The following is a 25,720-nucleotide window of genomic DNA, read 5'->3' as shown; positions in this document are numbered from 1 at the left end:
CACGCCACGCGTGGATAGTGGGCTCCGGAAACAGGATCCGACCGGGAGCCCCAGCCCTCAGCCGTAGCTGACCGCCTCCACGAAGGCACCACTGGCCTCCACGCGCACGGCAGCGCGCTGCCCGGTATCGACAAAATGCAATCGCGCCAGCGTTTCAGCGAAATCGAAGGCGCGGGCACCGTCGCGGAAATCGATCGGCTCCGGCCGGTCCGGATGCAGCACGCGCCATTGGCGCTGTTCGCATTGCAGGCGGATCAACATGCGGCTCACTCCTTGAGACGGCGTATCGACGGTGGGCGGGATTCACGTGCCGGGTACGGCACGAACTGTCGCAACAGATCAGGGGCACATGGTGGTGTCCCTGATCGCCGAAGATACGGCGTTCAAAATGTGAGCTGTATCAGATTTTTCTGATTTTCGAGGACTGCGCTCAGTTCACCTGGAACTGCGCACGGCAACCATCGCTGACCCAGATGCCACGACGGTCCCAGCCCCAGGTCTGGCCCTCGATGCAGGCACTGCGTGAATCCTGGCGAACCAGGCGCACGCCGCGGCGGATGCGGGCGTCGCAGTATTCCTGGCGATGGCCGTTGGAATGGCAGGCGATTACCTCACCGCCGCCCCAACCGTTGCCATTGCCGTTGCCCCAGCCGCCACCATTGCCCCAGCCGCCGCCACGACGGTATTCACCGACGAACTCGGCACGGCACCCTTGGGTTACCCAGACGCCGTAGCGTGACTGGCCCCAGGTCTCACCTTCCACGCACGGCGAACCGGACAGCTGGCGGATCATCCGCGCCCTCCCCTCCAGGCGGCACTCGTTGCTGCGGTTCTTGATCGACTCGCAGCGTACGATGCCGCTGCCTTCACGGCCGCCATAGCGGTCATCGTCATAGCCGTAACCGTAGCTCTGTGCCTGAGCGCCGCCGGCGGCGGCTGCCAGCATTGGCAGCAGGGTGCAGGCCGCAGTGCGCCAGGTGAGTGCCTTGCCCATCGAGATCTCCAGATGAATACGATGGCGCAAGCATCCGGGATTCGTGGCGCGGCGCACAGGGGGTCATCTCACCACGGTTTTTCCCCATTCAAACAACTCAACCGCGGCTGACTGCGCCGCTGAGAGGCTTCAGCTGCCGACGTGCAGCGCATCCACCGAGCTGCCCAGCGCCTCGACCCGCACCGTGCTGTGCTGGCCGGTACGACGGTGATGCTCCAGGGCAAGTGCTGCGGCGGCATCGAACGCATCGGCGCCCCGCGCATAGCTGCTGGCCTCACCGGCGCGCGGATCCAGCACGGACCAGTGCCGTGTATTGCATTGAACAGTGATGACCATGGAAAGCTCCTGCAGGACGGGAAGATGTACCGGCAGCGGCCCCCTCCTGCAGCCGGTACACCATCAGGCTAGCGAGCGCCTGCGCTGGGGCCTATCAGACTTGTACGAAAATGCCGCGCCGTTGGGTCGGATTGCCAGGCCCTCACAACCCTGAGCCGGTTTAACGAATTTATTTTCGTGATCCTTGTCACGGAGTCAGCGGAGCTTCACACTATCGTCACCAACAGGGGCCCCTTCCACATGCGCACCTTCTTCTCACAGCAGCGCGGTACGCTGCTGAAGTTCTATTTCGTGGCCAGCTACCTTGTGCTGATCGAGGAACTGATCCGCGCTGCCGTGCATTGAGTGCTTGATGCCGGATTGAGCACGGCGGACACTGTTGCTTTAGGCACGGAGCCCGCCCGATGAAAGCGCTTTTTCTGATTCCAGCCCTGCTGGTCCTGGCCGCCTGCGCGAGCCAGGATCAGGCAGCCGCCCGCGCCGATGCCGCAGCCGCCTCGCCTGCCACGCCGGTCGTCGGCGGTGATCGCGATGCCCATGGCTGCATCGGTTCGGCCGGCTACCAGTGGTGCGAACACAGTCAACGCTGCGAACGCCCGTGGGAACTGGCGCAGGCACAGGGCCTGCGCAACACCGCCGAAGCCATCGACAACTACTGCGCGAAGCCGGTCAGCCCGGCCAGCAAGTGATCGGCGCGCGTCATGGCTGAGTTGAGCCCGCTGCCCACCCTCACCCCCGGCCGCTACCGCCACTTCAAGGGGGGCGAGTACGAAGTGATCGACATCGTGCGCAGCAGTGAAACCCTGCAGCCGATGGTGCTCTATCGCGCCCTCTATGGCGAAGGCGGCCTCTGGGTCCGTCCGTATCCCATGTTCGTCGAACAGGTTCCAGGCGAACACGGCCCGCAACCGCGTTTCGCCCGTATCGGCGATTGAGTCCAGGCTGCCGGCCTCGTGCCGGCAGCGGCAGCGGCAGCGAAGCGCGAGGCCTGCGCTACAATCGTACCGTCCAGTCGGTTTCTTCCTGCCATGTCCGAATCCCCCTCCCGCTCGCGCCGCAAGGCGCCCGACCGCGTGCGCCACTCGCTGCTGCAGGCCACCATCGAAGTGATCGGCCAACACGGCCTGGCCGCGTTGACCGTACAGGACGTCGCGCAGGTGGCCGGGGTCAGCAAGGGCGCGCTGTTCCATCACTTCAGCAGCAAGCAGGCCCTGGTCGACGAGGCCATCGGCGCACTGATCGGCGAGTTCGAAGCGCGGGTCCGCGCACTGCTGCTGGAGAATCCGCCCGGACACGGCAGTTTCAGCCGGGCCTACGTGCAGGCCAACTTCGAACACCTGCTGCAGCAGGAACAGGAGAACGACATCGGCCTGACCCTGGGCAACCTGATGGAACCAGGCCTGCTTGCGCACTGGCGCAACTGGAAGCGCGCGATGCTGGCCGAATTCCCCGACGAAGCCGGCGATCCGCGGTTGTACGCCGCGCGTTGCGCCGCCGATGGCTACTGGGCCACCGCCTACGGGCGCCCGCTGGACGAAGTCGAGCGCCTCAATGCGGTGGCCATGGCCGAGCAGGCGCTGAAGCTGTGCGATCCGCAGTGAACCGGAGTCGATGATGAACCCCTACGCCTATCTCGCTGCCGCCATCGTGCTGGAAGTGATCGCCACCTCCCTGCTGAAGGCATCGGACGGCATGAGCCGGCTGGCCCCGACGCTGGGCGCCCTGGTCGGTTACGGGCTGTGCTTCTACCTGCTGTCGATGACCATGAAGTCTGTGCCGACCGGCATCGCCTATGCGATCTGGTCCGGCGTCGGCATCGTGCTGATCTCGTTGATCGGGCTGGTGGTGTTCAAGCAGCGCCTGGATGGGCCAGCGCTGATCGGGATCGGCCTGATCTGCGCCGGCGTGCTGGTGATCAACCTGTTCTCGCGCAGCAGCGCCCACTAAGCACGCTGCTGCGCGATCAACGCTAGCTGACCTTCTTCGCTACCGTCATGCCGAGCAGGAACAGCACCACGGCAATGATGATGCCGGCCCAGAACAGGAACTTGGCGATGCCGACTGCGGCACCGGCAATGCCACCGAAGCCGAGCACGCCTGCGATGACGCCGATGATGGCGAAGATGATGGCCCACTTGATCATGTCGATCCTTTCCCCGCAGGGATTCCAAACTGGAGGATCAACTTAGGCTGCGGCCGATGCCGCAGTCGTGAACAGGCCGCGTGCACGGCGTGAATCAGCGCGGGCGGAAACGCAGCAGCGCCACCGCGAAGGCCAGGAACACGCTTCCCACCAGGCGCTCGAACCAGCGCCGCGCGAACGGCTTGGCCAGCCAGCGACGCAGGCCGTGGCCGCCCGCCGCATACATCACGTACCAGAACAGTTCGCAGGCCGCAAAGGTCGCGACAAGCACGCTGTACTGCAGCGCCTGGCCACGCGCGGGATCGACGAACTGCGGCAGGAACGCGGCGGCAAACAGCAACAGCTTGGGATTGCTCAGGCCGACCAGCAGGCCGCCACGGAACACCGTCCAGGCCCCGAGCACCGGCGTCATCGGCAGTGCGGCATCCACCGTCACCGGTGGCGCGGGACGGCAGCTGTCGCGCCATGCCTTCAGGCCCAGCCAGGCCAGGTAGGCCACACCCAGATAGCGCAGCACTTCGAACAGCATCGGCGAGGAATGCAGCAGCGCGCTCAGACCCGCAGCGGACGCGGCCAGCACCAGCAGCATCGCCAGCAGGCATCCCGCCATCGCCGGAACGCTGCCGCGGAAGCCCAGCCCGACGCTGCGCCCCAGGATGTGCAGCATGTTCGGCCCCGGCGTGCCGCACAGGACAAAGACCGTGGCCAGGAACCACCACCAGGTATGCAGGGCCATCGACATCCACCTCGGAAGACCGCACCAGCATAGGCCGTAGGCACGCCGCGCAGCACATACAGCACGGCATGGATGTGGAGGTTGCAGATGGCACGCACCGCACGCCCGTGCCCATCTGTGCTGCAATGGCCGCCTCTTCCCTGGAGCAGCGCATGAAGACTCTTGGCCTGATCGGCGGCATGAGTTGGGAAAGTTCGGCGCAGTACTACCGGCTCATCAACGAGGAGGTGCGGCGGCGCCTCGGTGGCGCGCACTCCGCGCAGCTGCTGCTGTGGTCGGTGGATTTCGCCGGCATCAAGCAACTGCAGCACGACGGCGACTGGGACACCCTGGGCGATCACATGGTCGATGGCGCACGGCGCCTGCAGGCAGGTGGCGCCGACCTGCTGCTGATCTGCACCAACACCATGCACAAACTGACCGATCGTATCGAGACGGCCTGTGCACTGCCGCTGCTGCACATCGCCGATCCGACCGCGACCGCGATCCTGCAGGCAGGTGCCCGCAAGGTGGGCCTGCTCGGTACCGCCTTCACCATGGAGCAGGACTTCTATCGAGGCCGCCTGCAGGAACGCTTCGGCCTGGAGGTACTGGTGCCCGATGCCGATGACCGCCGCAACGTGCACGACATCATCTACCAGGAGCTGATTGCCGGCGTAGTCAGCGCGCGCGCGCGGCAGGTCTACGCCGGCGTGATCGCGCGCCTGGTCGAGCGCGGTGCTGAAGCGATCATCCTGGGCTGTACCGAGATCATGCTGCTGGTACGGCCGGAAGACAGCGCAGTACCGCTGTTCGACACGACCACCCTGCATGCGCTGGCTGCGGTGGATGCGGCACTCGGCTGACGCGACGCGGAATCAGTCTGCGCCGCGGATTTCCAGCGCGGTGATCAGCCAGTCGACCACGGCCTGCGAATCGCACAGGAAGAACACGCCATCTCCCGTGCGTGCTTCGGTCAGCAGGCGATAGACGGTGATCGCCACCGCCGACTGGTTGGCAATGAATACTTCCGGGCTGCGCGGCCCCTCGCTGTGCCCGGCCACGGTCTGCAACGCCTTGCGCGCAGCCACCGTGGCGGCCGGGTCCGCGCTGCGGGTCAACTCCGGCCCGCGCAGCCCCCAGGCAACAAACACATGCTTGCCCTTGAACGTGGTGTCCAGGACCTGCACCTCGGCGGCGCCTGTGCCCGCCGAGCGATGAATGACGATACTGCTGATCAACGCAACCCCCTGTGGTCGTCGTGGTCCGCGCATCGTCCTCCACAGGCCTGCCGCGCGCCAGTGACGGCCGCCACGGACCGCGCCGACAGGCGTGGAAGACATGTAAGGAGGTGTAACCCGATGCGATCGGATGTGCAGCGATGATACGGGATGTAAGCCTCTGCATGGACCCGCGCGCACTACTAAATCCCCACTGAGCCACGTCGGGAACGAAGCGTTCCAATGGTCCCGGGCTGGGTCATTCTTGCCGCCCGCTCCCTCAACGAGGCCTCCATGACCCATCGCCTGCTGCCGCCCATTGGCGGCATCTCCTTCGCCATGCTGCTTGCTGCCACCACCGTGGCCGCCCAGGATTACGACGCAGCGCACATCCCCGCACTTCGCTGCGAATCGCAGTTCAACAAGACCGAGCAATGCCCGATCGAGGGTCCGATGCGCCTGGCCAGGCAGTTGTCGGTCACCCGCTGCGTGGAGAACCAGAACTGGGGCCAGAGCCGTCGCATGCTGTGGGTGACCGATGGCTGCCGTGCCGAGTTCGTCGCCGACGAGGACGGCCGCTGGCCGGGACGTGGCCGTGGTCGTGGCCGGGATCGCGACGACGAGGGCGAACGCCTGGTCTGCGAATCCTACGAAAAGAAGGACAAGGAATGCCGCATCCGCGTGCGACATGAGGTGCGCATGGTCAAGCAGAAATCGGTGACGGCCTGCATCGAGGACCGCAACTGGGGCTGGGACCGCCGCGGCGTCTGGGTCAGCGACGGCTGCAGGGCCGAGTTCCGCGTGTATTGAATGCCGGCCACGCGCTGGCTGCAGCGTGTGGGCGTGCGTGCGCGGCAGAGCCGATAGACTATGGCCTGCATGGCAGGGAGTGCGACATGGAACGATGGTATCTGGCGACGCTGCTGGCGTTGATCCTGCATCAGATCGACGCTGCATTCTGGCAGGAATGGGCAATGTTCCATGTGCCCGGTGGCATTCAGGGCTTCCTGCTGTTCAACCTGTTCGCGGTCGGCCTCGTGCTCCGGGGCTATCGCCAGACCCTGCTGGGCACATCGACGGCGCGCGGCTATGCGCTGGTTTGTGGCGCGCTCGGCATTGGCACGGCGCTGATCCATCTGGCCTTTGCCCTGCTCGGTCGCAATGAATTCCACCTGCCGCTGTCGATCGCCGTCCTGCTCGCCTGCTTTGTGTCGGGCGGCGGCCTGATACTGCAGCTGCGCCCGCGATGACCCCGGCGCCCTCTTCCCCGCACCTGCGCGACGGCATTCCGCGGGACGATGATGCCTTGATCGCTCGACAGCGTGGCAGCCTCTGATCCACGGCGAATCATGCAGATTGGCGACCGGCGGGCACGCGGCGGCGTGCAGGTCGCCAAGCAGAACGGCAAGGCCGCCGGCTACCTGGTCATCCATCACCACTTCTTCGGCGCAGCCTTCATCGAAATGCTGAGGGTGGCGGAAGACTGATCAGCAACTGCAGAACGCACAAAAAAGCCCACGCATTGCTGCGCAGGCCTCTTGATTCATCACAGTGGTCGGGACGGCCGGATTCGAACCGACGACCCTCTGCCCCCCAGGCAGATGCGCTACCAGGCTGCGCTACGCCCCGACTGATGCTGCGATGTGCCCGCCAGTGCGGCGGGCCGTGAAGTATAGCGGATTATGATGGAAATGGGATCAGCGGCGCAGCAACTGCAGCACTTCTTCCAGCTCCATGCGCACCTGCTTGATGATCTGGTTGCTCAACGCGGATTCCTCGCGCGCATCCGGACCATCCAGACGCAGGCGTGCACCACCGATGGTGTAGCCCTGTTCGTACAGCAGGCTGCGGATCTGCCGCACCATCAGCACGTCATGGCGCTGGTAGTAGCGACGGTTGCCTCGGCGCTTGGCCGGCTCAAGGCTGGGAAACTCGGTTTCCCAGTACCGCAGGACGTGCGGCTTGACGTCGCACAGCTCGCTGACTTCACCGATGGTGAAGTAGCGCTTGGCCGGGATCGGCGGTAGTTCGCGGTTACTGCCCGGATCCAGCATAAGCTTCCACCCTCTCCTTGAGCTTCTGGCCCGGACGGAAGGTGACCACCGTACGGGCGGAAATCGGAATTTCCTCGCCGGTCTTGGGGTTGCGACCCGGGCGCTGGTTCTTGCGCCGCAGATCGAAATTACCGAAGCCCGACAGCTTCACCTGACGTCCCTGTTCCAATGCTTCACGCAGCACATCGAAAAACGCGTCGACGAATTCCTTGGCTTCCCGCTTGTTCAGACCGACTTCGTCGAACAGCTTTTCCGCCATCTCCGCCTTGGTCAATGCCATTGCCTGCTACCCCCGAGTGCTGCCCGCTCAGCCGCGGATCCGGGCGTGATGTTCACGCTCGATGGCAGTGACCGCCTCGGCCACCACCGCATCCACGTCGCGGTCCGTCAGAGTGCGCGACTTGTCCTGCAAAATCAAGCCCATAGCGAGACTCTTGAATCCCGGCTCGACGCCCTGGCCGACGTAGCGGTCGAACAGGTTCAGGTCGCGCAGCAGCGGGCCGGCGGCCTGGCGGACGGTGGCCGCCAGATCGGCCCAGGCCACCTGTTCAGGCACCAGGAAGGCCAGGTCGCGGCGCACCGCCGGGAAGCGCGACAACTCGCCGGCACGCGGCAGGCGGCGGGCGGTCAGCGGCTCCAGGTCCAGTTCGAAGGCGTAGACATCGGCTTCGATGTCCATCGCCCTGGCCAGGCGCGGGTGGACCTGGCCGATCCAGCCAATGGCCACGCCATCGCGGAATACTTCAGCCGAACGCGCCGGGTGGCCGTAGGCGCGGGCCGACGGGCGGAACTCCAGCTGCGCGCCACTGGCAGCGGCCAGCGATTCCAGGTCGCCCTTCAGGTCATGGAAATCGACCTTGCGGGTTGGCAGGCCCCACTGCACGGCCTGCGCATCACCACAGACCGCAGCGGCCACGCGCGGGGTTTCCAGCGGCGCCGGCTGGCCATCTCCGGCCTGCTGGGCAAACACGCGGCCGAGTTCGAACAGGCGCACGCGACTGAGCTGGCGGGCGGCATTGCGGCCGAGGGTGGCGACCAGGCCCGGCAGCAGCGACGGGCGCATCACCGCCAGTTCGGCCGACAGCGGGTTGGCCAGCGGCACCAGGCCATCGCGCAGCTGCCACTGGGTCAGCAGCGCGTCGTCGACGAAGGCGAAGTTGACGGTTTCCTGCTGGTCGCGGGCGATCAGCTGGCGGCGCACACTCAGCGCGTCCAGCTGGGTCTCGCTTGGCATCGCAACGCGCGAAGCACCGCCCGGCAGCGTGGTCGGGATCTGCTCGTAACCGTGGATACGGGCCAGCTCTTCGATCAGGTCTTCTTCGATGGCGATGTCGAAACGGCGGCTCGGCGCAGCGACCTGCCAGCCCTCGGCAGTGGCGGCCACGTTCATGCCCAGCGCGCGCAGGATGCGCTCGACTTCGGCGTCGTCGATGGTGATGCCGAGTACGCGACTGATGCGCGCGCGGCGCAGCACGATCGTCGCCGGCTGCGGCAGGTCGTCGGCGCGCACGGCCTCGGTGACCGGCGCCGGGGTACCGCCGGCCAGGTCCAGCACCAGGCGGGTGGCGTATTCGATGGCGGTGCGCGGCAGCGCCGGATCGACGCCGCGCTCGAAGCGATGACCGGCATCGGTGTGCAGGCCCAGCTTGCGGCCACGGCCCATGATCGCGGCCGGCGCGAAATGCGCGGCCTCCAGGAACACCGCGGTGGTGGCATCAGTGACGCGGGTGTCGAAACCACCCATCAGGCCGGCCAGGCCGACCGCACGATCGGCGTCGGTGACCACCAGGAAGCTGTCGTCCAGCACAGCATCGCGGCCGTCCAGCAGCTTCAGGCTCTCGCCCGCGCGCGAACGGCGCACGGCGATGCTGCCCTGCAGGGTGGCGAGGTCGTAGGCATGCATCGGCTGGCCCAGCTCCAGCATCACGTACTGGGTGATGTCGACCAGCAGCGAGACCGGGCGCACGCCACTGCGGCGCAGGCGCTCGGCCATCCACAGCGGGGTCTTGGCCGCGGCGTTGACGCCTTCGATGACGCGCCCCAGGTAACGCGGCGCTTCGGCGCCGGCGTCGAGCTGGATCGACAGTTCACGGCTGCCGACCGGCGCAATGGCATCGGCGGCGAAATCCAGCACTTCGCTGCGGGTGGCCGCTGCGACGTCGTAGGCGATGCCGCGCAGGCTGAAGCAGTCGGCGCGGTTCGGGGTCAGCTTGATCTCGATGCTGGCGTCCGGCAGCCCCAGGTACTCGACCAGGGATTGGCCGACGGGTGCATCGTCCGGCAGCTCCAGCAGGCCGGAGGCATCATTGTCCAGGCCCAGCTCCTTGGCCGAGCACAGCATGCCGTTGGACTCGACGCCGCGCAGCTTGGCCGGCTTGATCTTCAGCTCGCCGATCTGCGCGCCGACCATCGCCAGCGGCGCGACCAGGCCCGGACGCGCGTTCGGTGCGCCGCACACGATCTGCAGCAGCTCGCCCTGCCCGGCATCGACCTTGCACACCTGCAGGCGATCGGCTTCGGGATGGCGCACCGCTTCGACGATGCGCGCCACGACCACGTGATCGAGGCCGTCGCCGAGCGCGGTCACTTCTTCCACTTCCAGGCCGATGGCGGTCAGCACCGCGCTGAGCTCATCGCGCGAGGCGGAGGTCGGGACGTGGCTGCGCAGCCAGTTTTCGGAGAATTTCATGGTGTCACCCTGGTGGGAGGTGTGCCTCCCGTTGCGGTTTTTGTGGTCGCCCAGCGCATGCGCAAGGAGGCGTCCATCCAGAAAAGCAGCCGAGCATGGCTCGGCTCTACACGGTTGCGGCTTACGCGAACTGCTTCAGGAAGCGCACGTCGTTCTCGAAGAACGCGCGCAGGTCGTTGACCCCGTAGCGCAGCATCGCGAAACGCTCCACGCCCATGCCGAAGGCAAAACCGGTGTAACGCTCCGGATCGATACCCACGTTGCGCAGCACGTTCGGATGGACCATGCCGCAGCCGAGCACTTCCAGCCAGCGGGTGCTGCCATCGGGCTGCTGCCAGGCGATGTCCACTTCCGCACCCGGTTCAACGAACGGGAAGTAGCTGGGACGGAAACGCATCTCGAAGTCGCGCTCGAAGAACGCGCGCACGAACTCGGCCAGCGTGCCCTTCAGGTCGGCGAAGGTCGAATGCTCGTCCACCAGCAGGCCTTCGACCTGGTGGAACATCGGCGAGTGGGTCTGGTCGCTGTCGCTGCGGTACACCTTGCCGGCGGCGATCATGCGCAGCGGCGGCGCGTGGTCGCCCATGTAGCGCACCTGCACACCGGAGGTATGCGTGCGCAGCAGGCGGCCGTCGCCGAAGTAGAAGGTGTCGTGCATGGCGCGCGCCGGGTGGTGCGGCGGGAAGTTCAGCGCCTCGAAGTTGTGCCAGTCGTCCTCGATCTCCGGCCCTTCCGACAGCTCGTAGCCCAGCCGGCCGAAGATGCCGGTGATGCGCTCCAGGGTGCGGGTGATCGGGTGCAGGCCGGCACGGTCGCCATTGCGACCCGGCAGGGTGATGTCGATGGCTTCGGCGGCCAGGCGTGCATCCAGTGCCGCGTCTTCAAGCAGCGCCTTGCGCTCACCCAGCGCGCGGGTCAGCGCATCACGGGCCTGGTTGATCGCTTCACCGGCGGCCTTGCGCTGGTCGGCCGGCAGGGCGCCGAGCTGCTTGAGCTGCGATGTGATGCTGCCACTCTTGCCAAGCAGGGCCACGCGCAGCTGTTCCAGCACGTCGGGGCTCTGTGCGGCGGCCACATCGGCCAGCGCCTGGGTGGTGAGGGATTGGATGTCGCTCATGGGGGGCCGGAACTCCAGTCGATCTGCCATCGCGATGCGCGAAGGGCCGACCCCTGTCGCCACCGCCGTCCCCGCGCTGCCGTCGTGGCCTCGCCGGGACCCAAAAAAGAATGGGGAAGGACTTGCGCCCTTCCCCATGCATTGCCTTGACCTGACACCGTTCCGAGTGAACGGTTACGGCATCGGGAAGGACTTATGCCGCCAGCGCGCCCTTGGCCTTTTCGGCCAGCGCAGCAAAACCGGCAGCGTCGTGCACGGCGATGTCAGCCAGGACCTTGCGATCCAGGGTGATGCCAGCCTTCAGCAGACCGTTCATGAAGCGGCTGTAGCTCAGGCCGTTGATACGGGCAGCCGCATTGATACGGGTGATCCACAGCGAACGGAAGTTGCGCTTCTTCTGCTTACGGCCGATGTAGGCGTACTGCTGTGCCTTGATGACCGCCTGCTTGGCGACGCGGAAGACCTTGCGACGGGCGTTGTAATAGCCCTTGGCGAGATCCAGAATCTTCTTGTGGCGGCGACGCGCCTGTACGCCACGCTTAACTCGTGCCATTTTTCAGTTCCTCAGAGGTAAGGGAGCATGCGGTCCAGACGGCCTGCGTCTTCTGCACGGACATGGCCCGTCTGACGCAGATTACGCTTACGCTTGGTCGCTTTCTTCGTGAGGATGTGGCTACGGTTGGCGTGGCCGCACTTGTACTTGCCCGAGGCGGTCTTGCGGAAACGCTTGGCCGCTGCCCGGTTGGTCTTGATCTTGGGCATTGCAATGTCCTTGATGGGATATGACCCTGGTTTCTGACTGATCTGGCGGCGGCCTGGGCCGCTCTTTCCGTCCTGCCATGATCGGCGTACGACCCGTCCTGGGTGGGTCGAGCCGGGCATGATACAGGCAAAACCGCCCTGCGACCAGCCCCTGCAACCCTTTCAGGGCGATTCTCCGGCATGCCGCAAAAGCAAAGGGGCGCCGATGGCGCCCCTTCACCCTGAACCGTTCAGCCAGGCGCCCCGGAGGGCGGCCCGTCAGGCCTCAGGTCTTCTTCTTCGGCGCGATCATCATGACCATCTGACGCCCTTCCAGGCGCGGACGGGATTCAATGACGATGTCCTCGCCCAGATCGGTCTCGATCCGGTTGGCCATTTCGCGGCCCAGTTCCTGGTGGCTCATTTCACGGCCACGGAAACGGATGTTGACCTTGATCTTGTCACCATCCTCGAGGAACCCGCGCATCTTGCGCAGCTTGATCTGGTAGTCGCCCTCGTCCGTGACCGGACGGAACTTCACTTCCTTGATCTCGACCTGCTTGGTCTTCTTCTTGGCCTCGCTGGCCTTCTTCTGCGCTTCGAACTTGAACTTGCCGAAGTCCATGATCTTGCAGACCGGCGGATCGGCCTGCGGCTGGATTTCGACCAGGTCCAGGCCTTCATCTTCGGCCATGGACAGCGCTTCGTCGCGCGACAACACGCCGATCATTTCTCCGTCACTGCCGATCACGCGGACGCGCGGCACACGGATTTCCTGATTCTTGCGGTTCTGTTTGTTGTCAGGGGTGCTGATATTACGTTCTCCCAAGGGTATCGAACCGGTCCGGGTGCCTGTGCGCCCGGACCGGACCTTTGCTTACGCGCCCTCGGCGTGGAGCCGCTCGATGAAGGCCTGCAGGCTCATGCTGCCCAGGTCTTCGCCAGAACGCGTACGCACCGCCACAGCCCCATTTTCCTTCTCGCGGTCACCGATGACCAGCAGGTAGGGCACGCGCTGCAACGTATGCTCGCGGATTTTATAGCCGATCTTCTCGTTACGCAAATCCGAGCTGACGCGGAAGCCTTGCTCCGCAAGGGTTTTGGTCACGCCCGCGACGTATTCAGCCTGGGCGTCGGTGATATTGGCCACCACCACCTGGGTCGGGGCCAGCCAGGCCGGGAACTGGCCGGCATGGTGCTCGATCAGGATGCCCAGGAAGCGCTCCATCGAGCCGACGATGGCACGGTGCAGCATGACCGGGTGCTTCTTCTGGCTGTTCTCGTCCACGTACTCGGCGCCCAGGCGGCCCGGCATCATGAAGTCGACCTGCATGGTGCCCAGCTGCCAGGTACGGCCGATGGCGTCCTTCAGGTGGTACTCGATCTTCGGGCCATAGAAGGCACCCTCGCCCGGCAGCTCCTGCCATTCCACGCCACAGGCGGTCAGTGCCGAGCGCAGCGCGCCCTCGGCCTTGTCCCAGGTGGCGTCGTCACCCAGGCGCGATTCCGGGCGCAGCGCGATCTTGATCTGGATGTCGTCGAAGCCGAAGTGCCGGTAGACCGCCAGCGCCTGCTGGTGGAAGGCCGTCACTTCCGACTCGATCTGGTTCTCCGTGCAGAACACGTGGCCGTCGTCCTGGGTGAAGCCACGCACGCGCAGGATGCCGTGCAGCGCGCCGGACGGCTCGTTGCGGTGGCAGGAACCGAACTCACCGTAGCGGATCGGCAGGTCGCGGTAGCTGTGCAGGCCCTGGTTGAACACCTGGATGTGGCCCGGGCAGTTCATCGGCTTGACCGCGTACGTGCGCTTCTCCGATTCGGTGAAGAACATGTTGTCCTGGTAGTTGTCCCAGTGGCCGGACTTCTTCCACAGGCTCACGTCCAGGATCTGCGGGCAACGCACCTCGCCGTAGCCGCTGTTGCGGTAGACCTTGCGCATGTACTGCTCGACCACCTGCCACAGCGCCCAGCCCTTCGGGTGCCAGAACACCAGGCCCGGCGCTTCTTCCTGCAGGTGGAACAGGTCCTGCTGCTTGCCGATGCGGCGGTGGTCGCGCATCTCGGCTTCCTCGATGCGCTTGATGTACGCCTCGAGCTGCTTCTTGTCGGCCCAGGCGGTGCCGTAGATGCGCTGCAGCTGTTCGTTCTGCGCGTCGCCGCGCCAGTAGGCGCCGGAGATGCGGGTCAGCTTGAAGGCCTTCAGGAAGCGCGTGTTCGGCACGTGCGGGCCGCGGCACATGTCCACGTATTCCTGGTGGTAGTACATGCCCATCGCCTGGATGTCCTCGGACATGTCCTCGATCAGGCGCAGCTTGTAGTCCTCGCCACGGGACTTGAAGATCTCGATCACTTCGGCGCGCGGCGTCATCTTCTTGATGACGTCGTAGTCCTGGGCGATCAGCTCACCCATGCGCTTCTCGATCGCGGCCATGTCCTCCGGGGTGAACGGGCGCTCGGAGTAGATGTCGTAGTAGAAGCCTTCGGCGATCACCGGGCCGATCACCATCTTCACGTCCGGGTACAGCTGCTTGACGGCGTGGCCGACCAGGTGGGCGCAGGAGTGGCGGATGATCTCCACGCCCTCCTCGTCCTTGGCGGTGATGATGCGCAGGCTGGCATCGTGGTCGATGACGTCGCTGGCATCGACCAGCACGCCATCCACGGCACCGGCGATGGTGGCCTTGGCCAGGCCGGCGCCGATCGACTGGGCAACGTCCATGACGCTGACGGGGTTTTCAAACTCGCGGCGGCTGCCGTCGGGAAGGGTAATGTTGATCATCGCAGTGGCTTCGTGCGGGGCCCGCGGGGCGGGCTGGAAAGCGGTCCCGGGGCGGCGCCCGGGCAATAAAAAAGCGCCACGAGGGCGCCTGGAACACAGGGCCTTCGGGGGCAGGTCAACAGTGGGCGGTGGTAGTGCTCATGTCGCACGCTCGGCCGGCGCTGGGCGCGGGCCACCTTGTTCCAGTCAGGGAGTGTGATGATCTTAAACCAGCGCACCGGAAAGCCCAAGAGCTACCGTACGGTCCGCTGAATGGCCGCCGCTGGCGGCGTGAAAACGCAATGATTACCATGTGCACGCAGCCCGCCCCGTGCCAGCCTGCCCGCTTTCCCCCAGGACCTCGTGATGCGCCACCCGCTCCGACCGGCTCCCGCCGGCCCCGCCCGTGCCCCGCGTTCGCCGGCCCGCTGCCGCGGCGGCCGTCCGCAATGATCACCGTCGGCCTTTCCACGCTCGGCTTCTGCAGCCTGGGCATGCTGGCGGCGATGTTCTCGGCGCTGGCCTTCTATGCCGCCTCGCCGCACTGCCGCTGGCCGCGCCTGCGCCGCGCCGGTCGCCTGGGCCGCCAGATCGGCCTGGTCGCGGCCGCCGCTGCGCTGTGGCTGTGGATGGCAGAACTCGGCTTCGCTGCCGGCCTGGTGGCGATGCTGTGCACCTGGATGCTGGCGGCGATGCTGTTGCCGGCCCTGGCCGCCTGGCACCGTCCCGGCGCGGAGTCGCCCTGATGTGGCCGCGCGCCTTCGCTGGCATCGTCGCCGGTTTCTTCCTGGCCGCCGCCGCGACCGGCCTGCTGGCATGGCTGCCGCCCGGCCCCTGGCAGCGGGCGCTGGTGCCGACCCTGATCGCTTTCATCCCGCTGTGGATGCTGGCCGCCCTGTGGGCGTTCAGTTTCCGCAGCGCGCTGCGTGCCTGGCTGGTGCTGGGTGGCAGCGCCGCCGCCGGCTTCGCCGTGCTTGGGCTGCTGCGCCTGATCGGCGCGGTGCAATGAGACCCGCCCCATGAAGTTCAGCTCGCAGACCCTGCGCACGTTCACCACCCTGCACACCTGGGTCGGCCTGGTGGCCGGCTTCGGCCTGTTCGTGGCCTTCTACGCCGGTGCGTTGACCCTGTTCCACCACGATCTGCCGCTGTGGCAGACGCCGGGCGCAGCCACTGCGCTGCCGGCAGGGCTGGACGATGCGCAGTACCTGCTGGAGGACGTACTGGCCACGCATCCGGAAGCCCGCCGCCACGTCGGCATGACCTTCCCCGGCGCCGACCACCCTCAGCCCCTGGCGTACTGGCAGGCCGATGACGGTAGCTGGCGCTACGCCTGGCCGGGTCAGATCGCCGGCAGCCCCACGCCGCCGCAGACCGGGCTGGCGGAACTGGTCAACGAGCTGCACTACAGCCTCGGCCTGCCCGTGGCCGGCATCTACGTGATGGGCATCGTCAGCCTGCTGTACGGCATGGCGCTGCTGAGCGGCCTGGTGATCCATCTGCCGAAGCTGCTCGGCGACCTGTTCGCGCTGCGCCCGGGCCGCAACCTGAAACAGCTGTGGCAGGACGCGCACAACGTGATCGGCGTGCTGAGCCTGCCCTTCCACCTGATGTTCGCGGTGACCGGAGCCCTGCTCTGCCTGGTGTTCGTGCAGATGGCCCTGCTCAATCCGCTGATTTTCGACGGCAAGGCCCTGCAGGCCGTGCCAACAGCGATGGACACCGCTCCGGTGCGTGAAGCGACCGGCATCCCCTCGCCGCCGGGCAGCCTGCGCGTGCTGCATGCGCGGGCGCTGGAGGTGGCACGCGCACAGGGCGTGACCAGCTTTGAGCCGGCCTACCTGAAGCTGGCCAACGCGGGCGACACCAACGCCACCATCGAGATCACCGGCGAATCCACCGGCACCCTCGGCCCGCTCGGCGCCGTGGCGCTGGATGTCGCCACCGGCCAGGTACTGGCCACCCAGCTGCCGGGCCAGCGCGACGCCAACCACGCCACGCTCAGCGCCGCCTATGCGCTGCACTTCGGCGAGTTCGGCAACGGCGTGGTGGTCTGGCTGTACTTCCTGCTCGGCCTGGGCGGTGCGTTCCTGTTCTACTCGGGCAACCTGCTGTGGATCGAATCGCGGCGCAAGCGTCGCCAGCCGCAGCAGCCGCGCGCCGGAGTAAACATGGCACGGGCCACGGTCGGCGTGTGCATCGGCCTGTGCGTGGCGATCTCGGTCGCGTTCCTCACCGCGCTGGTGCTGGAACGGCTGGCGCCGGCGGCGGTCGACCACGGCATCCGCTGGGCCTGCTTCGGCAGCTGGGCGGCCTGTGCGCTGTGGGCCGCGCTGCGCCGCCCGGCACAGGCCGCACGCGAGCTGCTGTGGGCGGCGGCAATCAGTACCGCGCTGGTGCCGATCCTGCACGGCGCACTCAATGGTGACTGGCTGTGGCGTGCGGCTGCGCGTGGCCACTGGCCGCTGTTCTGGGTCGATGCCATCGCGCTGGCCATGGCCTTTGGCTTCGCCCGCCTGGCGGTGGCCAGCCAGCGTCGTGCCCGCAACGGCGATCCGAACAGCGTCTGGGCGAACTGAAGCGTGGCCGGGCATGGCCCGGCGCTACCGGAGCAGGTGCGCTTCGTCCAGGTAATGGCTGACTTCGATCAGGTTGCCATCCGGGTCGCGGAAGTACACCGATTCGATCGGCCCCAGTGCGCCGGTGCGGGCCACCGGCCCCTCCTCCACCGCGACCGCCTGCGCCTGCGCCTGCAGGTGCGCCAGTACATCGGCCGTGGCGGTATGCGTCACCAGGCACAGGTCGGCACTGCCCGGCGTGGGTCGTAACGCATGCGGCTGCAGCGGGGCGCTGGCCGGATGCAGGTTGATCTTCTGCTGGCCGAACTGCAGTGCGGTGCGGCCCGCGCCGAAGCGCACGACCTGCATGCCGAGCACGCGCTGGTAGAAATCACAGCTGCGGTCGATGTCGGCGACGGTAAGGACCAGATGGTCCAGGCGTTCGAGACGGATCATGCCCGCAGCGTAACGCTGCGGGCATGGACATGCTGTGCGGGGTTGGGCCGATGGCGTTGCGGCATTGCGCCGGGCATCGCCTGATGCAGCTCAATCGCCGATGCGCGCTTTCTGCCAGGGGCCCAGCATGGCGTTGAGCAGGCTGGCCTGCTCGTCGTCGCCGGTCAGCTCCCACATGAACACGCCGGCCAGGCCCTGTTCGCGGGCGAACTGCGCACGCAGCCCGATCGAACGCGGGTCTTCATAGCTGATGAAGACCTTCTGTTCGGCGTTGTACAGCCACGGGCTCTGCGCCTGCGGCTGCCAGTGCCTGGTCCAGCCCGGCTGGTCGAGATAGCGCGCCTTGATCACCCGCCAGTCGCCCGCATCGGCCGGTGCGCTGTAGGGCTGGTACAACCCATCCGGGGCATCGCCGGTGACCTTGAAGCCGCGCCCGTAGAACGGCACGCCCAGCACCAGCCTGTCGGCCGGTACGCCGTGGTCGCGGTAGAACTGCACGGCACCGGCCACGTTGTTCCAGCGCCGCAGTTCCGGCGCCAGCGGGTCGGCCGCCATCTCATGCAGCGGCGCGTTGAAGGTCGACACCGCCGAGAAGCCGGTGCCCATGTCGTAGCTCATCAGGTTGATGAAATCGAACACCTTGGCCAGCGCCTGCAGGTCGTAGCTCGCCGCCGGATCGTAGGGGCCATCGGTCTGCAGGCGACCGGCGGCCAGCGCGGCCGTCAGCAGCATCGGCTGTCCCATCTTGCGACCGCGCGCATCGAGTGCCACGCGGAACGCCTGCGCGAGCCGGGTCAGGTTGGCGCGGTCCTGCGGGCGGTGCGCCAGCTCCTTCGGGCCACCACTGACCGGGAACTCCCAGTCGATATCCACGCCATCAAAGCTGCCGGCGTGACGATCAAAGAACAGCGCCATGCACGAATCGACCAACCGCTTGCGGCTGGCCTCGCTCAGCGCCGCATCGGAGAACCCACCCGCGCCCCAACCACCGATCGAGATCAGCGTGCGCAGGTGCGGGTGGGCCTTCTTCAGCTCGGCCAGGGCGGCGAAGTTCTTCGGTGCTTCCGCACCGATCGTGCAGCGCCCGTCCTCAATGGTCGAGAACGCGTAGAACAGGTGGGTGAGGCGCTCGGCCGGAATGCTCGACACCGGGTAGCGCTCGGCCGATCCACCGGGATAGTAGGCACCGAAGATCGGCGGCTGTGCAGGCGCGGCGCGCGCGGCAATGGGCAGGGCGCCGGCAATCAGCACGGCAAGGACGGCCACGGTCTGGCGGAACATGGAAACTCCCGGTTCGAAGGCGCCGCCACGTTAGCAAACCGATGAGGCCGTGGGATCGATGTCGCCGCATGTCGTCCAGTGGACAGCAACGATCGGCCAGAGGCCGACAACGAGGCCGTCATGCCACGGCCATCACGCATTGCAGCAGGACACGCGCCGACGCAGCGCACCCAGTCCCCTACTTCGGCTAAGGTGGCCGCGGATCTTCAACCGCACATGGACATGAGCACCGATCACGACACTCCCACCGACGGCGACCTGCTGGACGACGACGCCCTCGACGAACACCAGATGCTGGAAGCCCGCGCCTACGACGCGTTCCAAGAAGGCGACCTGCCGCGCGCGGTGGCGCTGTTCGGCGAAGTGATCGCCATCGCTCCCGAAGTGCCCTACCTGCACTACATGCGCGGGCTGGCGCACAAGTACCTGCGCGACTGGCCGGCGTCGCTGCAGGACAACCTGCGATCGGAGCAGCTGCGCGGGGAATTCGATGTCGCCACCGCCTGGAATGCCGGAATCGCGGCCACCGGCATGGCGGACTGGGCCGAAGCACGGCGCCAGTGGACCCGCTGTGGCATCACCCTGCCCGAGGGCGAAGGCCCGATCGAGGGCAACTTCGGCGTGGCCTGCATGCGCCTGGCGCCGTGGTCCGATGCCGAGGTGGTGTACATGAGCCGCATTGATCCGGTGCGTGCACGCATCGACAACGTACCGCTGCCCGAAAGCGGCTTCCGCTTCGGCGACATCGTGCTGCATGACGGTGCGTCGACCGGCCGACGTACGTACGGCGAACACGAGGTACCGGTGTTCAACGCAATGCAGCGCCTGCAGCGATCGGACATGGCCACCTTCACCGTGTTCGTGCAGTGCGATTCTGCCGATGACATCGCTGCCCTGGGGGCCATGGACCTGCCCGGCATCGGCATGGTCGAGGACTGGACCGCGACCGTGCGCCGGCTGTGCCGCCGCTGCAGCTATGGCACCCCGCACCAGCATGGCGACGAGGCAGAAGTCACTGAGCAAGGCACCTGGGCGCGCGAGCGCGATCTGGGCATTGCCGCGCAGGGCCGGGCTGCGGTGGAGAAGCTGCTGGCGACGTGGACCGCGGCGGCCCCAGGACGCGTGCTGGAGGCCATCGAACAGCGCGAGCATCCGTTGAGTGACCCCGAGCCGGGCCAGGTGTGGTGGCTGGGCGAGGAAGAAGAGGAAGAGCGCGTCAACCAGGGTTGATACCTGCGAGCCTTGTGGCACAGGGCCTTCAGAATTCTTCAGGCCGGTTTCCAGCACTTCAGACGCAGCGCAGGCTCAATCGGGCTCCCTTTGATGGAGTCCGACGATGCGCTCGATCCTGCCTGCCCTCACCCTGCTCTGCGCCGTCTGCAGCCAGCCCTTCGCTGCCTGCGCCACCCCACCGGACCAGACCCGTCTGCAGGCCCTGCAGCAGGCCATCGCCAGCGATGAACTGAAACAGATCCGCAGCGTGCTGCTGCAGGTCGATGGCAAGGTCGTCTACGAGGGCTACTTCAACGGTGCCGACGCGCAGACCCTGCACGACGTGCGATCGGCCGGCAAAGGCGTGACCGCGCTGCTGGTCGGTGCAGCCATTGGCGAAGGCACCCTGCCCGGCGTGCAGGCCGGGGTGTATGACTACTTCCCGACGTTCACTGCCCAGCACGCAGTCGACCCGCGCCTGCGTGCCACTACCGTGCAGGACCTGCTGACCATGAGCAGCCTCTGGGAGTGCGATGACGAAAACCCGTTCTCGGCCGGCCACGAGGAACGCATGTACGTGTCCGAGAAGTGGCTGGACTTCACCCTGGGCCTGCCGGTGAAGGGCTTCGCGCCGTGGATGCAGCGGCCCGAGGACAGCCCGCATGGGCGCGCGTTCGCCTACTGCACCGCCAATCCGTTCGTTCTGGGCGCGGTACTGGAGAAAGCCAGCGGCCAACCGCTGGCCGACTACGCCGCGCGCGTCCTGGAGCGGCCGATGGGCATCACCCGCAGCCAGTGGAACCGCTCGCCGGAGGGCATCGGCATGGGCGGCGGCGGCACCCGCTACCGCACGCAGGACCTCGCCCGCTTCGGCCAGCTGGTGCTCGATGGCGGCCGCTGGCAGGGCCGCCAACTGGTACCGAAGGATTACATCGAGGCGATGGTGCGACCACAGACGAGCACCTCCGACGGCAGTGACTACGGCTACCAGTGGTGGGGCCTGAAGCTGGACGTGCAGGGTTCACCGCGCACGGTGTGGGCGATGTCCGGCAATGGTGGCAACTACGTGTTCGTGCTGCCCGAGCAGCGCGTGGTGGCGGTGGTCACCAGCCAGGCGTTCAACCGCAACTTCGCCCATCCGCAGTCGCGGCGCATCCTCACCGAGTTTCTGCTGCCGGCGCTGCGCTGAGCGCGGCAAGGTCGTCGGGTCGCCAGCTGGCGGCCAGCACCTGCGCACGTTGCCGGGCAATGTCGGCGTCCAGGCGCTGCAGCAGGGCCGGCCAGCCGGGCGCGCTGCGCAGGCCGACGAACAGCGGCGTAGCACGCAGCCACGCCACGTCGCGGAAGCCGTCATCGACCGCCTGCTGCAGTGCCGTCACCGCGTCGCCTGCATGGCCCTGGGCCTGCAGCAGCAGCGCCCGCTCCAGCGCCGCATCGGGCCAGCCGTCGCCCGCTCCCGCGCTGGTAGCGAGCTGCTGCAGGCGCTGGTCGATCCAGGTGGCGTCCGCAGCCTGCGCGCCATGCAACGCCGCCAGGGTCTGGCCCAGCGATTGCTGCGGCCGCAGCTGGCGGCCACGCTCGAACGCGTCGGCGGCGCCTGCAGCGTCGCCGGCCAGCAACGCCAGTTCGCCCTGCAGGCGCAGCAGCTGCGGATGCGGCGTGCCACGCGCGAGCGCTTCATCCAGCGCCTGCCGGGCTCGCTGTGGCGCGCCGGCCAGGTACAGGCTGCGCGGCCAGGCGATGTTGGAGAACACGTTGTCGGGGTACAGCTGGAAATTGCGCGCGTGCCGATCCGCGGCCGCCTGGGTGAAGCCGAGCAGTTCGAGCTCGCGCGCGACCTGCACGTCACGGAAGCGGATGCGCTCGGGCGCCTTCAGGGACAGGTTGGCCTGCAGCGCCGTGGCGAGCTGGCCGCGTTCCTGCTGCAGGTAGGCCAGCGATGCGCGGCTACGCTCGTCGCCCGGCTCGAGTTCGATCGCGCGGCTGTAGCCGGTGATCGCCTGGCGCATGTCGCCCAGGCAGTCCTGCGCATACCCCCACAGAGCGTGCGCGGCGGCATCGCCGGGTGTGCGCTGGAGCTCCTGCTCGGCCAATGCCAGCGCCTCGCGCAGCTGCTCGGGCGTGCCGTTGAACAGGCAGCCCTGCGCCGCCAGCGCACGGGACAGTCCGCGCCGCGCCGGCGTGGATTCGGGATCAGCCTGCAGCGCCTGCCGGTACAGGGTGATGGCCACGCGGTTGTTGCTGGCCTGGCCGATCCCCGCGTAGTACTCGGCGCGCTGCAGCAGCGACTGCCCTGCCCCCTGTGGCGTCGAACGGGGCCACAGCAGCAGCGTGGCGGCCACGCCCAGCGCCGCGACAGCCGCAACGCCCCAGCCGAGCCTGCGGGCGCGCGAGGATGGCGCAGGCGGCACGCTGGCCGGCAACGGCGACGCACACAGCTGGTAGCCACGACCACGTACCGAACGGATGTAGCGCGGGCGCCGGCTGTCATCGCCCAAGGCCTGCCGCAGCAGCTTCACCCGCTGGCTGACCGCATCCTCACCGACCACCGCCGGTGCCCAGACCTGGGCGGCCAGGGTGTCGAAATGCACGACGGCGTTGCCGTGCTGCAGGAGTACGTCGAGCAGGGTCCAGCTGAGGCCGCTGACGGGCAAGACCTCGCCGTTGCGACTGACGCGTTGCGCCGGGCGATCGATATCCAGGTCGAGCAGGCGCAGGGTGTCCATGGGCGAAGCATAACGTTGCCGCTGCGCTGGGAGACAGGCAAAGAAAAAGCGGGCCGAAGCCCGCTTTTTCATTCTGGCGACTCCAGAAGTGTGTCAACCAAGGTTGACACCTGCCGGGAACCAGCGCAGTCGATTACTCGGCGCTGACGGCGTCGCCTTCTTCCACGGCCTTCATCGACAGGCGGATACGGCCCTGCTTGTCGACTTCCAGCACCTTGACCTTGACCACATCGCCTTCCTTCAGCACGTCGCCGACCTTCTCGACGCGATCGCTGGAGATCTGCGACACGTGGACCAGACCGTCCTTGCCCGGCAGGATCGTGACGAACGCACCGAAGTCCATGATCTTGGCGACCTTGCCTTCGTAGATGCGGCCCGGCTCGACGTCCGAGGTGATCTGCTCGATGCGGGCCTTGGCGGCCTGGGCAGCGATGGCGTTGACCGACGCGATGACGATGGTGCCGTCGTCCTGGATGTCGATCTGGGTGCCGGTTTCCTTGGTGATGGCCTGGATGGTCGAACCACCCTTGCCGATCACTTCGCGGATCTTGTCCGGGTGGATCTTGATGGTCAGCAGGCGCGGCGCGTAGTCCGACAGCTCTTCACGCGGAGCAGTCAGGCCGTGGGCCATTTCGCCCAGGATGTGCAGACGGCCAGCCTTGGCCTGCTGCAGGGCCTGCTTCATGATCTCTTCGGTGATGCCTTCGATCTTGATGTCCATCTGCAGGGCGGAGATGCCCTCAGCGGTACCGGCCACCTTGAAGTCCATGTCGCCCAGGTGATCTTCGTCACCCAGGATGTCGGACAGGACGACGAAGCGCTCGCCTTCCTTGACCAGGCCCATGGCGATGCCGGCAACCGGCGCCTTCACCGGCACGCCGGCGTCCATCAGGGCCAGCGACGAGCCGCAGACCGAGGCCATCGACGAGGAACCGTTCGACTCGGTGATTTCCGAGACGACGCGGATGGTGTACGGGAACGACTCCAGCGACGGCATGACAGCCAGCACGCCGCGCTTGGCCAGGCGACCGTGGCCGATTTCGCGGCGCTTCGGGCCCATCATGCGGCCGCACTCACCCACCGAGAACGGAGGGAAGTTGTAGTGGAACAGGAAGTTTTCCTTGTACTCACCGGCAACGGCGTCGATGACCTGGCCGTCGCGGGCGGTGCCCAGGGTGATGGTCACGATGGCCTGGGTTTCGCCGCGGGTGAACAGCGAGGAGCCGTGAGTACGCGGCAGCACGCCGGTCTTCACGGTGATCGGGCGGACGGTGTCCAGCGCACGACCGTCGATGCGCACCTTGGTGTCCAGCACCGAGTCACGCATGGTGCGGTATTCCAGCTCGCCGAATTCCTTCGACAGCTCGGCCGGGTTCCAGCCTTCGGCGGCCACGCGGCCTGCCAGGGCTTCGAACACGTCCTTCTTGATTGCCGAGATGGCGTCGCGGCGCTGCAGCTTGTCGCGCACCTGGAAGGCTTCGCCCAGGCGCGGGCCGATGGCTTCCTTCAGGGCGGAGATCAGCGCGTCGTTCTTGGCCGGGGCTTCCCAGGCCGACGGCTTGGTACCGGCTTCGACGGTCAGCTCGTTGATCGCGTTGATGACCTTCTGCATTTCGCGGTGACCAAAGGTCACGGCGCCCAGCATCACTTCTTCGGACAGCAGCGCGGCTTCGGATTCGACCATCAGCACGGCGTTGGAGGTACCGGCGACGACCAGTTCCAGCTGCGAGTCAGCCAGTTCGCTGACGGTCGGGTTCAGGATGTACTCGCCGTTCTTGTAACCGACCTTGGCAGCGCCGATCGGCCCCATGAACGGGGTGCCGGCCAGGGCCAGGGCAGCCGAGGCGCCGATCAGGGCCGGGATGTCACCGTCCACGTCCGGGTTCAGCGACATGACCGTGGCGATGATCTGCACTTCGTTCTTGTAGTCTTCCGGGAACAGCGGGCGGATCGGACGGTCGATCAGACGCGAGATCAGGGTTTCCTTCTCGGTCGCACGGCCTTCACGCTTGAAGAAACCACCCGGAATACGGCCGCCGGCGTAGAACTTTTCCTGATAATCGACGGTCAGCGGGAAGAAGTCCTGGCCTTCGCGCGCGCTCTTGGCGGCGACGGCGGTGACCAGCAGTACGGTGTCGTCCATCTTGACGATGACGGCACCGCTGGCCTGACGGGCGACTTCGCCGGTCTCAAGCGTGACGGTGTGCTTGCCGTACTGGAAGGTTTTGGTGATTTTTGCCACGGAGGGTGTCCTTGGGGATGCTGTCTGCGAATTTGGACCGTCGGCGACCCTTGCCGCCAGCGGGTGACCGGATCGTTCCGGCCTGAATCGGGGATTGCGGTACTACAAAACAAAACCGCGGCGCATCGCTGCGCCGCGGGGGATTCGTTGCTTAGCGACGCAGGCCAAGCTTTTCGATCAGGGCCTTGTAACGCTCGACGTCCTTCTTCTTCAGGTAGTCGAGCAGGCTGCGACGGCGGTTGACCATCTGCAGCAGGCCGCGGCGGCTGTGGTGGTCCTTCTTGTGGGTCTTGAAGTGGCCGGTCAGCAGCTCGATGCGGGCGGTCAGCAGGGCCACCTGGACTTCCGGGGAGCCGGTGTCAGCCGAGCTGCGCTTGTTGTCTTCAATGACCTTCTGGGTGTCGATCGACATTTCTTTTTTCTCTGTGATGCGTGGCCGGCAGGAACGCGCTTCGCGCACCGCCAGGCTCGCCGTGGA

General features: G+C 66.7%; 32 protein-coding genes and 1 tRNA gene. 13 read left to right on the top strand and 20 right to left on the bottom strand.

The window, feature by feature from the left end:
* Positions 1–57 precede the first annotated feature (57 nt).
* The 3 genes from AC5P8Z_RS07540 to AC5P8Z_RS07530 all read right to left on the bottom strand — a co-directional run bounded on the left by AC5P8Z_RS07540 (position 58) and on the right by AC5P8Z_RS07530 (position 1,330).
* Positions 58–261 carry a hypothetical protein gene (locus tag AC5P8Z_RS07540; RefSeq protein ID WP_005410416.1) on the bottom strand — a complete coding sequence of 68 codons (204 nt, stop codon included), beginning with the start codon at positions 259–261 and terminating at the stop codon, positions 58–60.
* Positions 262–430: 169 nt separating this feature from the next.
* Positions 431–994: a DUF3011 domain-containing protein gene (locus AC5P8Z_RS07535; RefSeq protein WP_495228619.1), complete on the bottom strand. Its 564-nt coding sequence runs from the start codon at positions 992–994 to the stop codon at positions 431–433.
* A gap of 129 nt (positions 995–1,123) precedes the next feature.
* A complete protein-coding gene (locus tag AC5P8Z_RS07530; RefSeq protein ID WP_286069192.1) occupies positions 1,124–1,330 on the bottom strand; it encodes a hypothetical protein in 207 nt (68 codons plus the stop codon).
* 404 nt (positions 1,331–1,734) lie between these two features.
* Between AC5P8Z_RS07530 and AC5P8Z_RS07525 the strand changes: the two genes are divergently transcribed.
* The 4 genes from AC5P8Z_RS07525 to AC5P8Z_RS07510 all read left to right on the top strand — a co-directional run bounded on the left by AC5P8Z_RS07525 (position 1,735) and on the right by AC5P8Z_RS07510 (position 3,277).
* The gene (locus tag AC5P8Z_RS07525) at positions 1,735–2,019 is read left to right on the top strand and encodes a hypothetical protein (RefSeq protein WP_495228617.1); all 285 of its coding nucleotides are present in this window, start codon (positions 1,735–1,737) and stop codon (positions 2,017–2,019) included.
* Between the two features lie 12 nt (positions 2,020–2,031).
* On the top strand, positions 2,032–2,265 hold the full coding sequence (locus AC5P8Z_RS07520) for a DUF1653 domain-containing protein (RefSeq protein ID WP_495228615.1): 234 nt from the start codon (positions 2,032–2,034) through the stop codon (positions 2,263–2,265).
* A gap of 93 nt (positions 2,266–2,358) precedes the next feature.
* Positions 2,359–2,931 (top strand): TetR/AcrR family transcriptional regulator, encoded by a 573-nt coding sequence (locus AC5P8Z_RS07515; protein WP_286069195.1) that lies wholly within the window; start codon positions 2,359–2,361, stop codon positions 2,929–2,931.
* Between the two features lie 13 nt (positions 2,932–2,944).
* A complete protein-coding gene (locus AC5P8Z_RS07510; RefSeq protein WP_286069197.1) occupies positions 2,945–3,277 on the top strand; it encodes an SMR family transporter in 333 nt (110 codons plus the stop codon).
* 22 nt (positions 3,278–3,299) lie between these two features.
* Here the strand turns inward: AC5P8Z_RS07510 and AC5P8Z_RS07505 are convergent, their stop codons facing one another.
* The gene (locus AC5P8Z_RS07505; protein WP_006380555.1) at positions 3,300–3,473 is read right to left on the bottom strand and encodes a DUF1328 domain-containing protein; all 174 of its coding nucleotides are present in this window, start codon (positions 3,471–3,473) and stop codon (positions 3,300–3,302) included.
* A 94-nt stretch (positions 3,474–3,567) separates the two neighbouring features.
* Entirely contained in the window at positions 3,568–4,209 is a 642-nt protein-coding gene (locus tag AC5P8Z_RS07500) for a LysE family translocator (protein ID WP_295565089.1), read from the bottom strand.
* A gap of 152 nt (positions 4,210–4,361) precedes the next feature.
* On the opposite strand from AC5P8Z_RS07500, the gene AC5P8Z_RS07495 reads away from it, so the two are divergent.
* A complete protein-coding gene (locus AC5P8Z_RS07495; protein WP_495228614.1) occupies positions 4,362–5,054 on the top strand; it encodes an aspartate/glutamate racemase family protein in 693 nt (230 codons plus the stop codon).
* Between the two features lie 12 nt (positions 5,055–5,066).
* On the opposite strand, the gene AC5P8Z_RS07490 is transcribed toward AC5P8Z_RS07495, so the two are convergent.
* The gene (locus tag AC5P8Z_RS07490; protein ID WP_343229508.1) at positions 5,067–5,462 is read right to left on the bottom strand and encodes a hypothetical protein; all 396 of its coding nucleotides are present in this window, start codon (positions 5,460–5,462) and stop codon (positions 5,067–5,069) included.
* A 240-nt stretch (positions 5,463–5,702) separates the two neighbouring features.
* On the opposite strand from AC5P8Z_RS07490, the gene AC5P8Z_RS07485 reads away from it, so the two are divergent.
* The 3 genes from AC5P8Z_RS07485 to AC5P8Z_RS07475 all read left to right on the top strand — a co-directional run bounded on the left by AC5P8Z_RS07485 (position 5,703) and on the right by AC5P8Z_RS07475 (position 6,895).
* Entirely contained in the window at positions 5,703–6,218 is a 516-nt protein-coding gene (locus AC5P8Z_RS07485) for a DUF3011 domain-containing protein (RefSeq protein ID WP_286069204.1), read from the top strand.
* 86 nt (positions 6,219–6,304) lie between these two features.
* Positions 6,305–6,658: a DUF6713 family protein gene (locus AC5P8Z_RS07480; RefSeq protein ID WP_295565094.1), complete on the top strand. Its 354-nt coding sequence runs from the start codon at positions 6,305–6,307 to the stop codon at positions 6,656–6,658.
* A gap of 99 nt (positions 6,659–6,757) precedes the next feature.
* On the top strand, positions 6,758–6,895 hold the full coding sequence (locus tag AC5P8Z_RS07475; protein ID WP_495228612.1) for a hypothetical protein: 138 nt from the start codon (positions 6,758–6,760) through the stop codon (positions 6,893–6,895).
* Positions 6,896–6,960: 65 nt separating this feature from the next.
* On the opposite strand, the gene AC5P8Z_RS07470 is transcribed toward AC5P8Z_RS07475, so the two are convergent.
* The 9 genes from AC5P8Z_RS07470 to thrS form a co-directional block, all read right to left on the bottom strand.
* Positions 6,961–7,037, bottom strand: a tRNA-Pro gene (locus AC5P8Z_RS07470).
* Between the two features lie 68 nt (positions 7,038–7,105).
* Positions 7,106–7,462, bottom strand: coding sequence for a MerR family transcriptional regulator (locus tag AC5P8Z_RS07465; RefSeq protein WP_005410431.1), 357 nt, complete (start codon positions 7,460–7,462; stop codon positions 7,106–7,108).
* A complete protein-coding gene (locus AC5P8Z_RS07460) occupies positions 7,443–7,742 on the bottom strand; it encodes an integration host factor subunit alpha (RefSeq protein ID WP_005410432.1) in 300 nt (99 codons plus the stop codon). The genes AC5P8Z_RS07465 and AC5P8Z_RS07460 overlap by 20 nt, the downstream gene beginning before the upstream one ends.
* 27 nt (positions 7,743–7,769) lie before the next feature.
* Positions 7,770–10,151, bottom strand: coding sequence for a phenylalanine--tRNA ligase subunit beta (gene pheT / locus AC5P8Z_RS07455; RefSeq protein WP_495228611.1), 2,382 nt, complete (start codon positions 10,149–10,151; stop codon positions 7,770–7,772).
* Positions 10,152–10,272: 121 nt separating this feature from the next.
* The gene (gene pheS / locus AC5P8Z_RS07450; protein WP_286069208.1) at positions 10,273–11,268 is read right to left on the bottom strand and encodes a phenylalanine--tRNA ligase subunit alpha; all 996 of its coding nucleotides are present in this window, start codon (positions 11,266–11,268) and stop codon (positions 10,273–10,275) included.
* A gap of 193 nt (positions 11,269–11,461) precedes the next feature.
* Complete coding sequence (rplT, locus tag AC5P8Z_RS07445; protein ID WP_005410435.1) at positions 11,462–11,821, bottom strand: 50S ribosomal protein L20; 360 nt, start codon at positions 11,819–11,821, stop codon at positions 11,462–11,464.
* 11 nt (positions 11,822–11,832) lie between these two features.
* Positions 11,833–12,030 carry a 50S ribosomal protein L35 gene (gene rpmI, locus AC5P8Z_RS07440; protein ID WP_005410436.1) on the bottom strand — a complete coding sequence of 66 codons (198 nt, stop codon included), beginning with the start codon at positions 12,028–12,030 and terminating at the stop codon, positions 11,833–11,835.
* Between the two features lie 265 nt (positions 12,031–12,295).
* Positions 12,296–12,838: a translation initiation factor IF-3 gene (infC, locus tag AC5P8Z_RS07435; RefSeq protein WP_005410437.1), complete on the bottom strand. Its 543-nt coding sequence runs from the start codon at positions 12,836–12,838 to the stop codon at positions 12,296–12,298.
* Between the two features lie 48 nt (positions 12,839–12,886).
* Positions 12,887–14,788: a threonine--tRNA ligase gene (gene thrS, locus AC5P8Z_RS07430; protein ID WP_295565097.1), complete on the bottom strand. Its 1,902-nt coding sequence runs from the start codon at positions 14,786–14,788 to the stop codon at positions 12,887–12,889.
* A gap of 428 nt (positions 14,789–15,216) precedes the next feature.
* On the opposite strand from thrS, the gene AC5P8Z_RS07425 reads away from it, so the two are divergent.
* Genes AC5P8Z_RS07425 through AC5P8Z_RS07415 form a run of 3 tightly spaced genes read left to right on the top strand, consistent with a single transcriptional unit; the run spans position 15,217 to position 17,346 of the window.
* A complete protein-coding gene (locus tag AC5P8Z_RS07425; protein WP_110712976.1) occupies positions 15,217–15,513 on the top strand; it encodes a hypothetical protein in 297 nt (98 codons plus the stop codon).
* Positions 15,513–15,776 (top strand): hypothetical protein, encoded by a 264-nt coding sequence (locus tag AC5P8Z_RS07420; RefSeq protein ID WP_054172222.1) that lies wholly within the window; start codon positions 15,513–15,515, stop codon positions 15,774–15,776. The genes AC5P8Z_RS07425 and AC5P8Z_RS07420 overlap by 1 nt, the downstream gene beginning before the upstream one ends.
* 10 nt (positions 15,777–15,786) lie before the next feature.
* A complete protein-coding gene (locus tag AC5P8Z_RS07415; RefSeq protein ID WP_286069210.1) occupies positions 15,787–17,346 on the top strand; it encodes a PepSY-associated TM helix domain-containing protein in 1,560 nt (519 codons plus the stop codon).
* Between the two features lie 24 nt (positions 17,347–17,370).
* Here AC5P8Z_RS07415 and AC5P8Z_RS07410 read toward each other — a convergent pair whose 3' ends face one another.
* Positions 17,371–17,781 carry a VOC family protein gene (locus AC5P8Z_RS07410; protein WP_495228609.1) on the bottom strand — a complete coding sequence of 137 codons (411 nt, stop codon included), beginning with the start codon at positions 17,779–17,781 and terminating at the stop codon, positions 17,371–17,373.
* Positions 17,782–17,871: 90 nt separating this feature from the next.
* Positions 17,872–19,062, bottom strand: coding sequence for a glycoside hydrolase family 18 protein (locus tag AC5P8Z_RS07405; protein ID WP_495228607.1), 1,191 nt, complete (start codon positions 19,060–19,062; stop codon positions 17,872–17,874).
* 222 nt (positions 19,063–19,284) lie between these two features.
* On the opposite strand from AC5P8Z_RS07405, the gene AC5P8Z_RS07400 reads away from it, so the two are divergent.
* Together AC5P8Z_RS07400 and AC5P8Z_RS07395 are read left to right on the top strand one after the other, a co-directional pair.
* Positions 19,285–20,292 (top strand): tetratricopeptide repeat protein, encoded by a 1,008-nt coding sequence (locus AC5P8Z_RS07400; RefSeq protein WP_495228606.1) that lies wholly within the window; start codon positions 19,285–19,287, stop codon positions 20,290–20,292.
* 106 nt (positions 20,293–20,398) lie between these two features.
* A complete protein-coding gene (locus AC5P8Z_RS07395; RefSeq protein ID WP_495228605.1) occupies positions 20,399–21,463 on the top strand; it encodes a serine hydrolase domain-containing protein in 1,065 nt (354 codons plus the stop codon).
* Here the strand turns inward: AC5P8Z_RS07395 and AC5P8Z_RS07390 are convergent.
* From AC5P8Z_RS07390 to rpsO, 3 genes are all read right to left on the bottom strand, one after another.
* Positions 21,432–23,000: a winged helix-turn-helix transcriptional regulator gene (locus AC5P8Z_RS07390; protein ID WP_286069217.1), complete on the bottom strand. Its 1,569-nt coding sequence runs from the start codon at positions 22,998–23,000 to the stop codon at positions 21,432–21,434. The genes AC5P8Z_RS07395 and AC5P8Z_RS07390 overlap by 32 nt on opposite strands.
* A 133-nt stretch (positions 23,001–23,133) precedes the next feature.
* Positions 23,134–25,242, bottom strand: a complete 2,109-nt coding sequence (gene pnp, locus AC5P8Z_RS07385; RefSeq protein WP_286069218.1) for a polyribonucleotide nucleotidyltransferase — start codon at positions 25,240–25,242, stop codon at positions 23,134–23,136.
* A 151-nt stretch (positions 25,243–25,393) separates the two neighbouring features.
* A complete protein-coding gene (gene rpsO / locus AC5P8Z_RS07380) occupies positions 25,394–25,654 on the bottom strand; it encodes a 30S ribosomal protein S15 (protein ID WP_005410445.1) in 261 nt (86 codons plus the stop codon).
* Between the last annotated feature and the right edge of the window lie 66 nt (positions 25,655–25,720).

The organism is Stenotrophomonas sp. YJH_SMC_17, assembly GCF_059371655.1.
The sequence above is the reverse complement of the archived record's forward strand: the minus strand, read 5'-3'. Positions and strand labels throughout refer to the sequence as shown.

Excerpts from the sequence above, each read along its gene's own strand:
- AC5P8Z_RS07540 (WP_005410416.1), bottom strand. The coding sequence starts at position 261 with ATGTTGATCCGCCTGCAATGCGAACAGCGCCAATGGCGCGTGCTGCAT.
- AC5P8Z_RS07510 (WP_286069197.1), top strand. The coding sequence starts at position 2,945 with ATGAACCCCTACGCCTATCTCGCTGCCGCCATCGTGCTGGAAGTGATC.
- rplT (WP_005410435.1), bottom strand. The coding sequence starts at position 11,821 with ATGGCACGAGTTAAGCGTGGCGTACAGGCGCGTCGCCGCCACAAGAAG.
- rpsO (WP_005410445.1), bottom strand. The coding sequence starts at position 25,654 with ATGTCGATCGACACCCAGAAGGTCATTGAAGACAACAAGCGCAGCTCG.
- AC5P8Z_RS07390 (WP_286069217.1), bottom strand. The coding sequence starts at position 23,000 with ATGGACACCCTGCGCCTGCTCGACCTGGATATCGATCGCCCGGCGCAA.
- AC5P8Z_RS07500 (WP_295565089.1), bottom strand. The coding sequence starts at position 4,209 with ATGGCCCTGCATACCTGGTGGTGGTTCCTGGCCACGGTCTTTGTCCTG.
- AC5P8Z_RS07530 (WP_286069192.1), bottom strand. The coding sequence starts at position 1,330 with ATGGTCATCACTGTTCAATGCAATACACGGCACTGGTCCGTGCTGGAT.
- AC5P8Z_RS07515 (WP_286069195.1), top strand. The coding sequence starts at position 2,359 with ATGTCCGAATCCCCCTCCCGCTCGCGCCGCAAGGCGCCCGACCGCGTG.
- AC5P8Z_RS07480 (WP_295565094.1), top strand. The coding sequence starts at position 6,305 with ATGGAACGATGGTATCTGGCGACGCTGCTGGCGTTGATCCTGCATCAG.
- AC5P8Z_RS07525 (WP_495228617.1), top strand. The coding sequence starts at position 1,735 with ATGAAAGCGCTTTTTCTGATTCCAGCCCTGCTGGTCCTGGCCGCCTGC.
- AC5P8Z_RS07420 (WP_054172222.1), top strand. The coding sequence starts at position 15,513 with ATGTGGCCGCGCGCCTTCGCTGGCATCGTCGCCGGTTTCTTCCTGGCC.
- AC5P8Z_RS07400 (WP_495228606.1), top strand. The coding sequence starts at position 19,285 with ATGAGCACCGATCACGACACTCCCACCGACGGCGACCTGCTGGACGAC.
- AC5P8Z_RS07465 (WP_005410431.1), bottom strand. The coding sequence starts at position 7,462 with ATGCTGGATCCGGGCAGTAACCGCGAACTACCGCCGATCCCGGCCAAG.
- pheT (WP_495228611.1), bottom strand. The coding sequence starts at position 10,151 with ATGAAATTCTCCGAAAACTGGCTGCGCAGCCACGTCCCGACCTCCGCC.
- AC5P8Z_RS07485 (WP_286069204.1), top strand. The coding sequence starts at position 5,703 with ATGACCCATCGCCTGCTGCCGCCCATTGGCGGCATCTCCTTCGCCATG.
- AC5P8Z_RS07490 (WP_343229508.1), bottom strand. The coding sequence starts at position 5,462 with ATGCGCGGACCACGACGACCACAGGGGGTTGCGTTGATCAGCAGTATC.
- AC5P8Z_RS07425 (WP_110712976.1), top strand. The coding sequence starts at position 15,217 with ATGATCACCGTCGGCCTTTCCACGCTCGGCTTCTGCAGCCTGGGCATG.
- AC5P8Z_RS07410 (WP_495228609.1), bottom strand. The coding sequence starts at position 17,781 with ATGATCCGTCTCGAACGCCTGGACCATCTGGTCCTTACCGTCGCCGAC.
- pheS (WP_286069208.1), bottom strand. The coding sequence starts at position 11,268 with ATGAGCGACATCCAATCCCTCACCACCCAGGCGCTGGCCGATGTGGCC.
- AC5P8Z_RS07505 (WP_006380555.1), bottom strand. The coding sequence starts at position 3,473 with ATGATCAAGTGGGCCATCATCTTCGCCATCATCGGCGTCATCGCAGGC.
- AC5P8Z_RS07535 (WP_495228619.1), bottom strand. The coding sequence starts at position 994 with ATGGGCAAGGCACTCACCTGGCGCACTGCGGCCTGCACCCTGCTGCCA.
- AC5P8Z_RS07520 (WP_495228615.1), top strand. The coding sequence starts at position 2,032 with ATGGCTGAGTTGAGCCCGCTGCCCACCCTCACCCCCGGCCGCTACCGC.
- AC5P8Z_RS07475 (WP_495228612.1), top strand. The coding sequence starts at position 6,758 with ATGCAGATTGGCGACCGGCGGGCACGCGGCGGCGTGCAGGTCGCCAAG.
- AC5P8Z_RS07405 (WP_495228607.1), bottom strand. The coding sequence starts at position 19,062 with ATGTTCCGCCAGACCGTGGCCGTCCTTGCCGTGCTGATTGCCGGCGCC.
- thrS (WP_295565097.1), bottom strand. The coding sequence starts at position 14,788 with ATGATCAACATTACCCTTCCCGACGGCAGCCGCCGCGAGTTTGAAAAC.
- rpmI (WP_005410436.1), bottom strand. The coding sequence starts at position 12,030 with ATGCCCAAGATCAAGACCAACCGGGCAGCGGCCAAGCGTTTCCGCAAG.
- AC5P8Z_RS07495 (WP_495228614.1), top strand. The coding sequence starts at position 4,362 with ATGAAGACTCTTGGCCTGATCGGCGGCATGAGTTGGGAAAGTTCGGCG.
- AC5P8Z_RS07415 (WP_286069210.1), top strand. The coding sequence starts at position 15,787 with ATGAAGTTCAGCTCGCAGACCCTGCGCACGTTCACCACCCTGCACACC.
- AC5P8Z_RS07395 (WP_495228605.1), top strand. The coding sequence starts at position 20,399 with ATGCGCTCGATCCTGCCTGCCCTCACCCTGCTCTGCGCCGTCTGCAGC.
- AC5P8Z_RS07460 (WP_005410432.1), bottom strand. The coding sequence starts at position 7,742 with ATGGCATTGACCAAGGCGGAGATGGCGGAAAAGCTGTTCGACGAAGTC.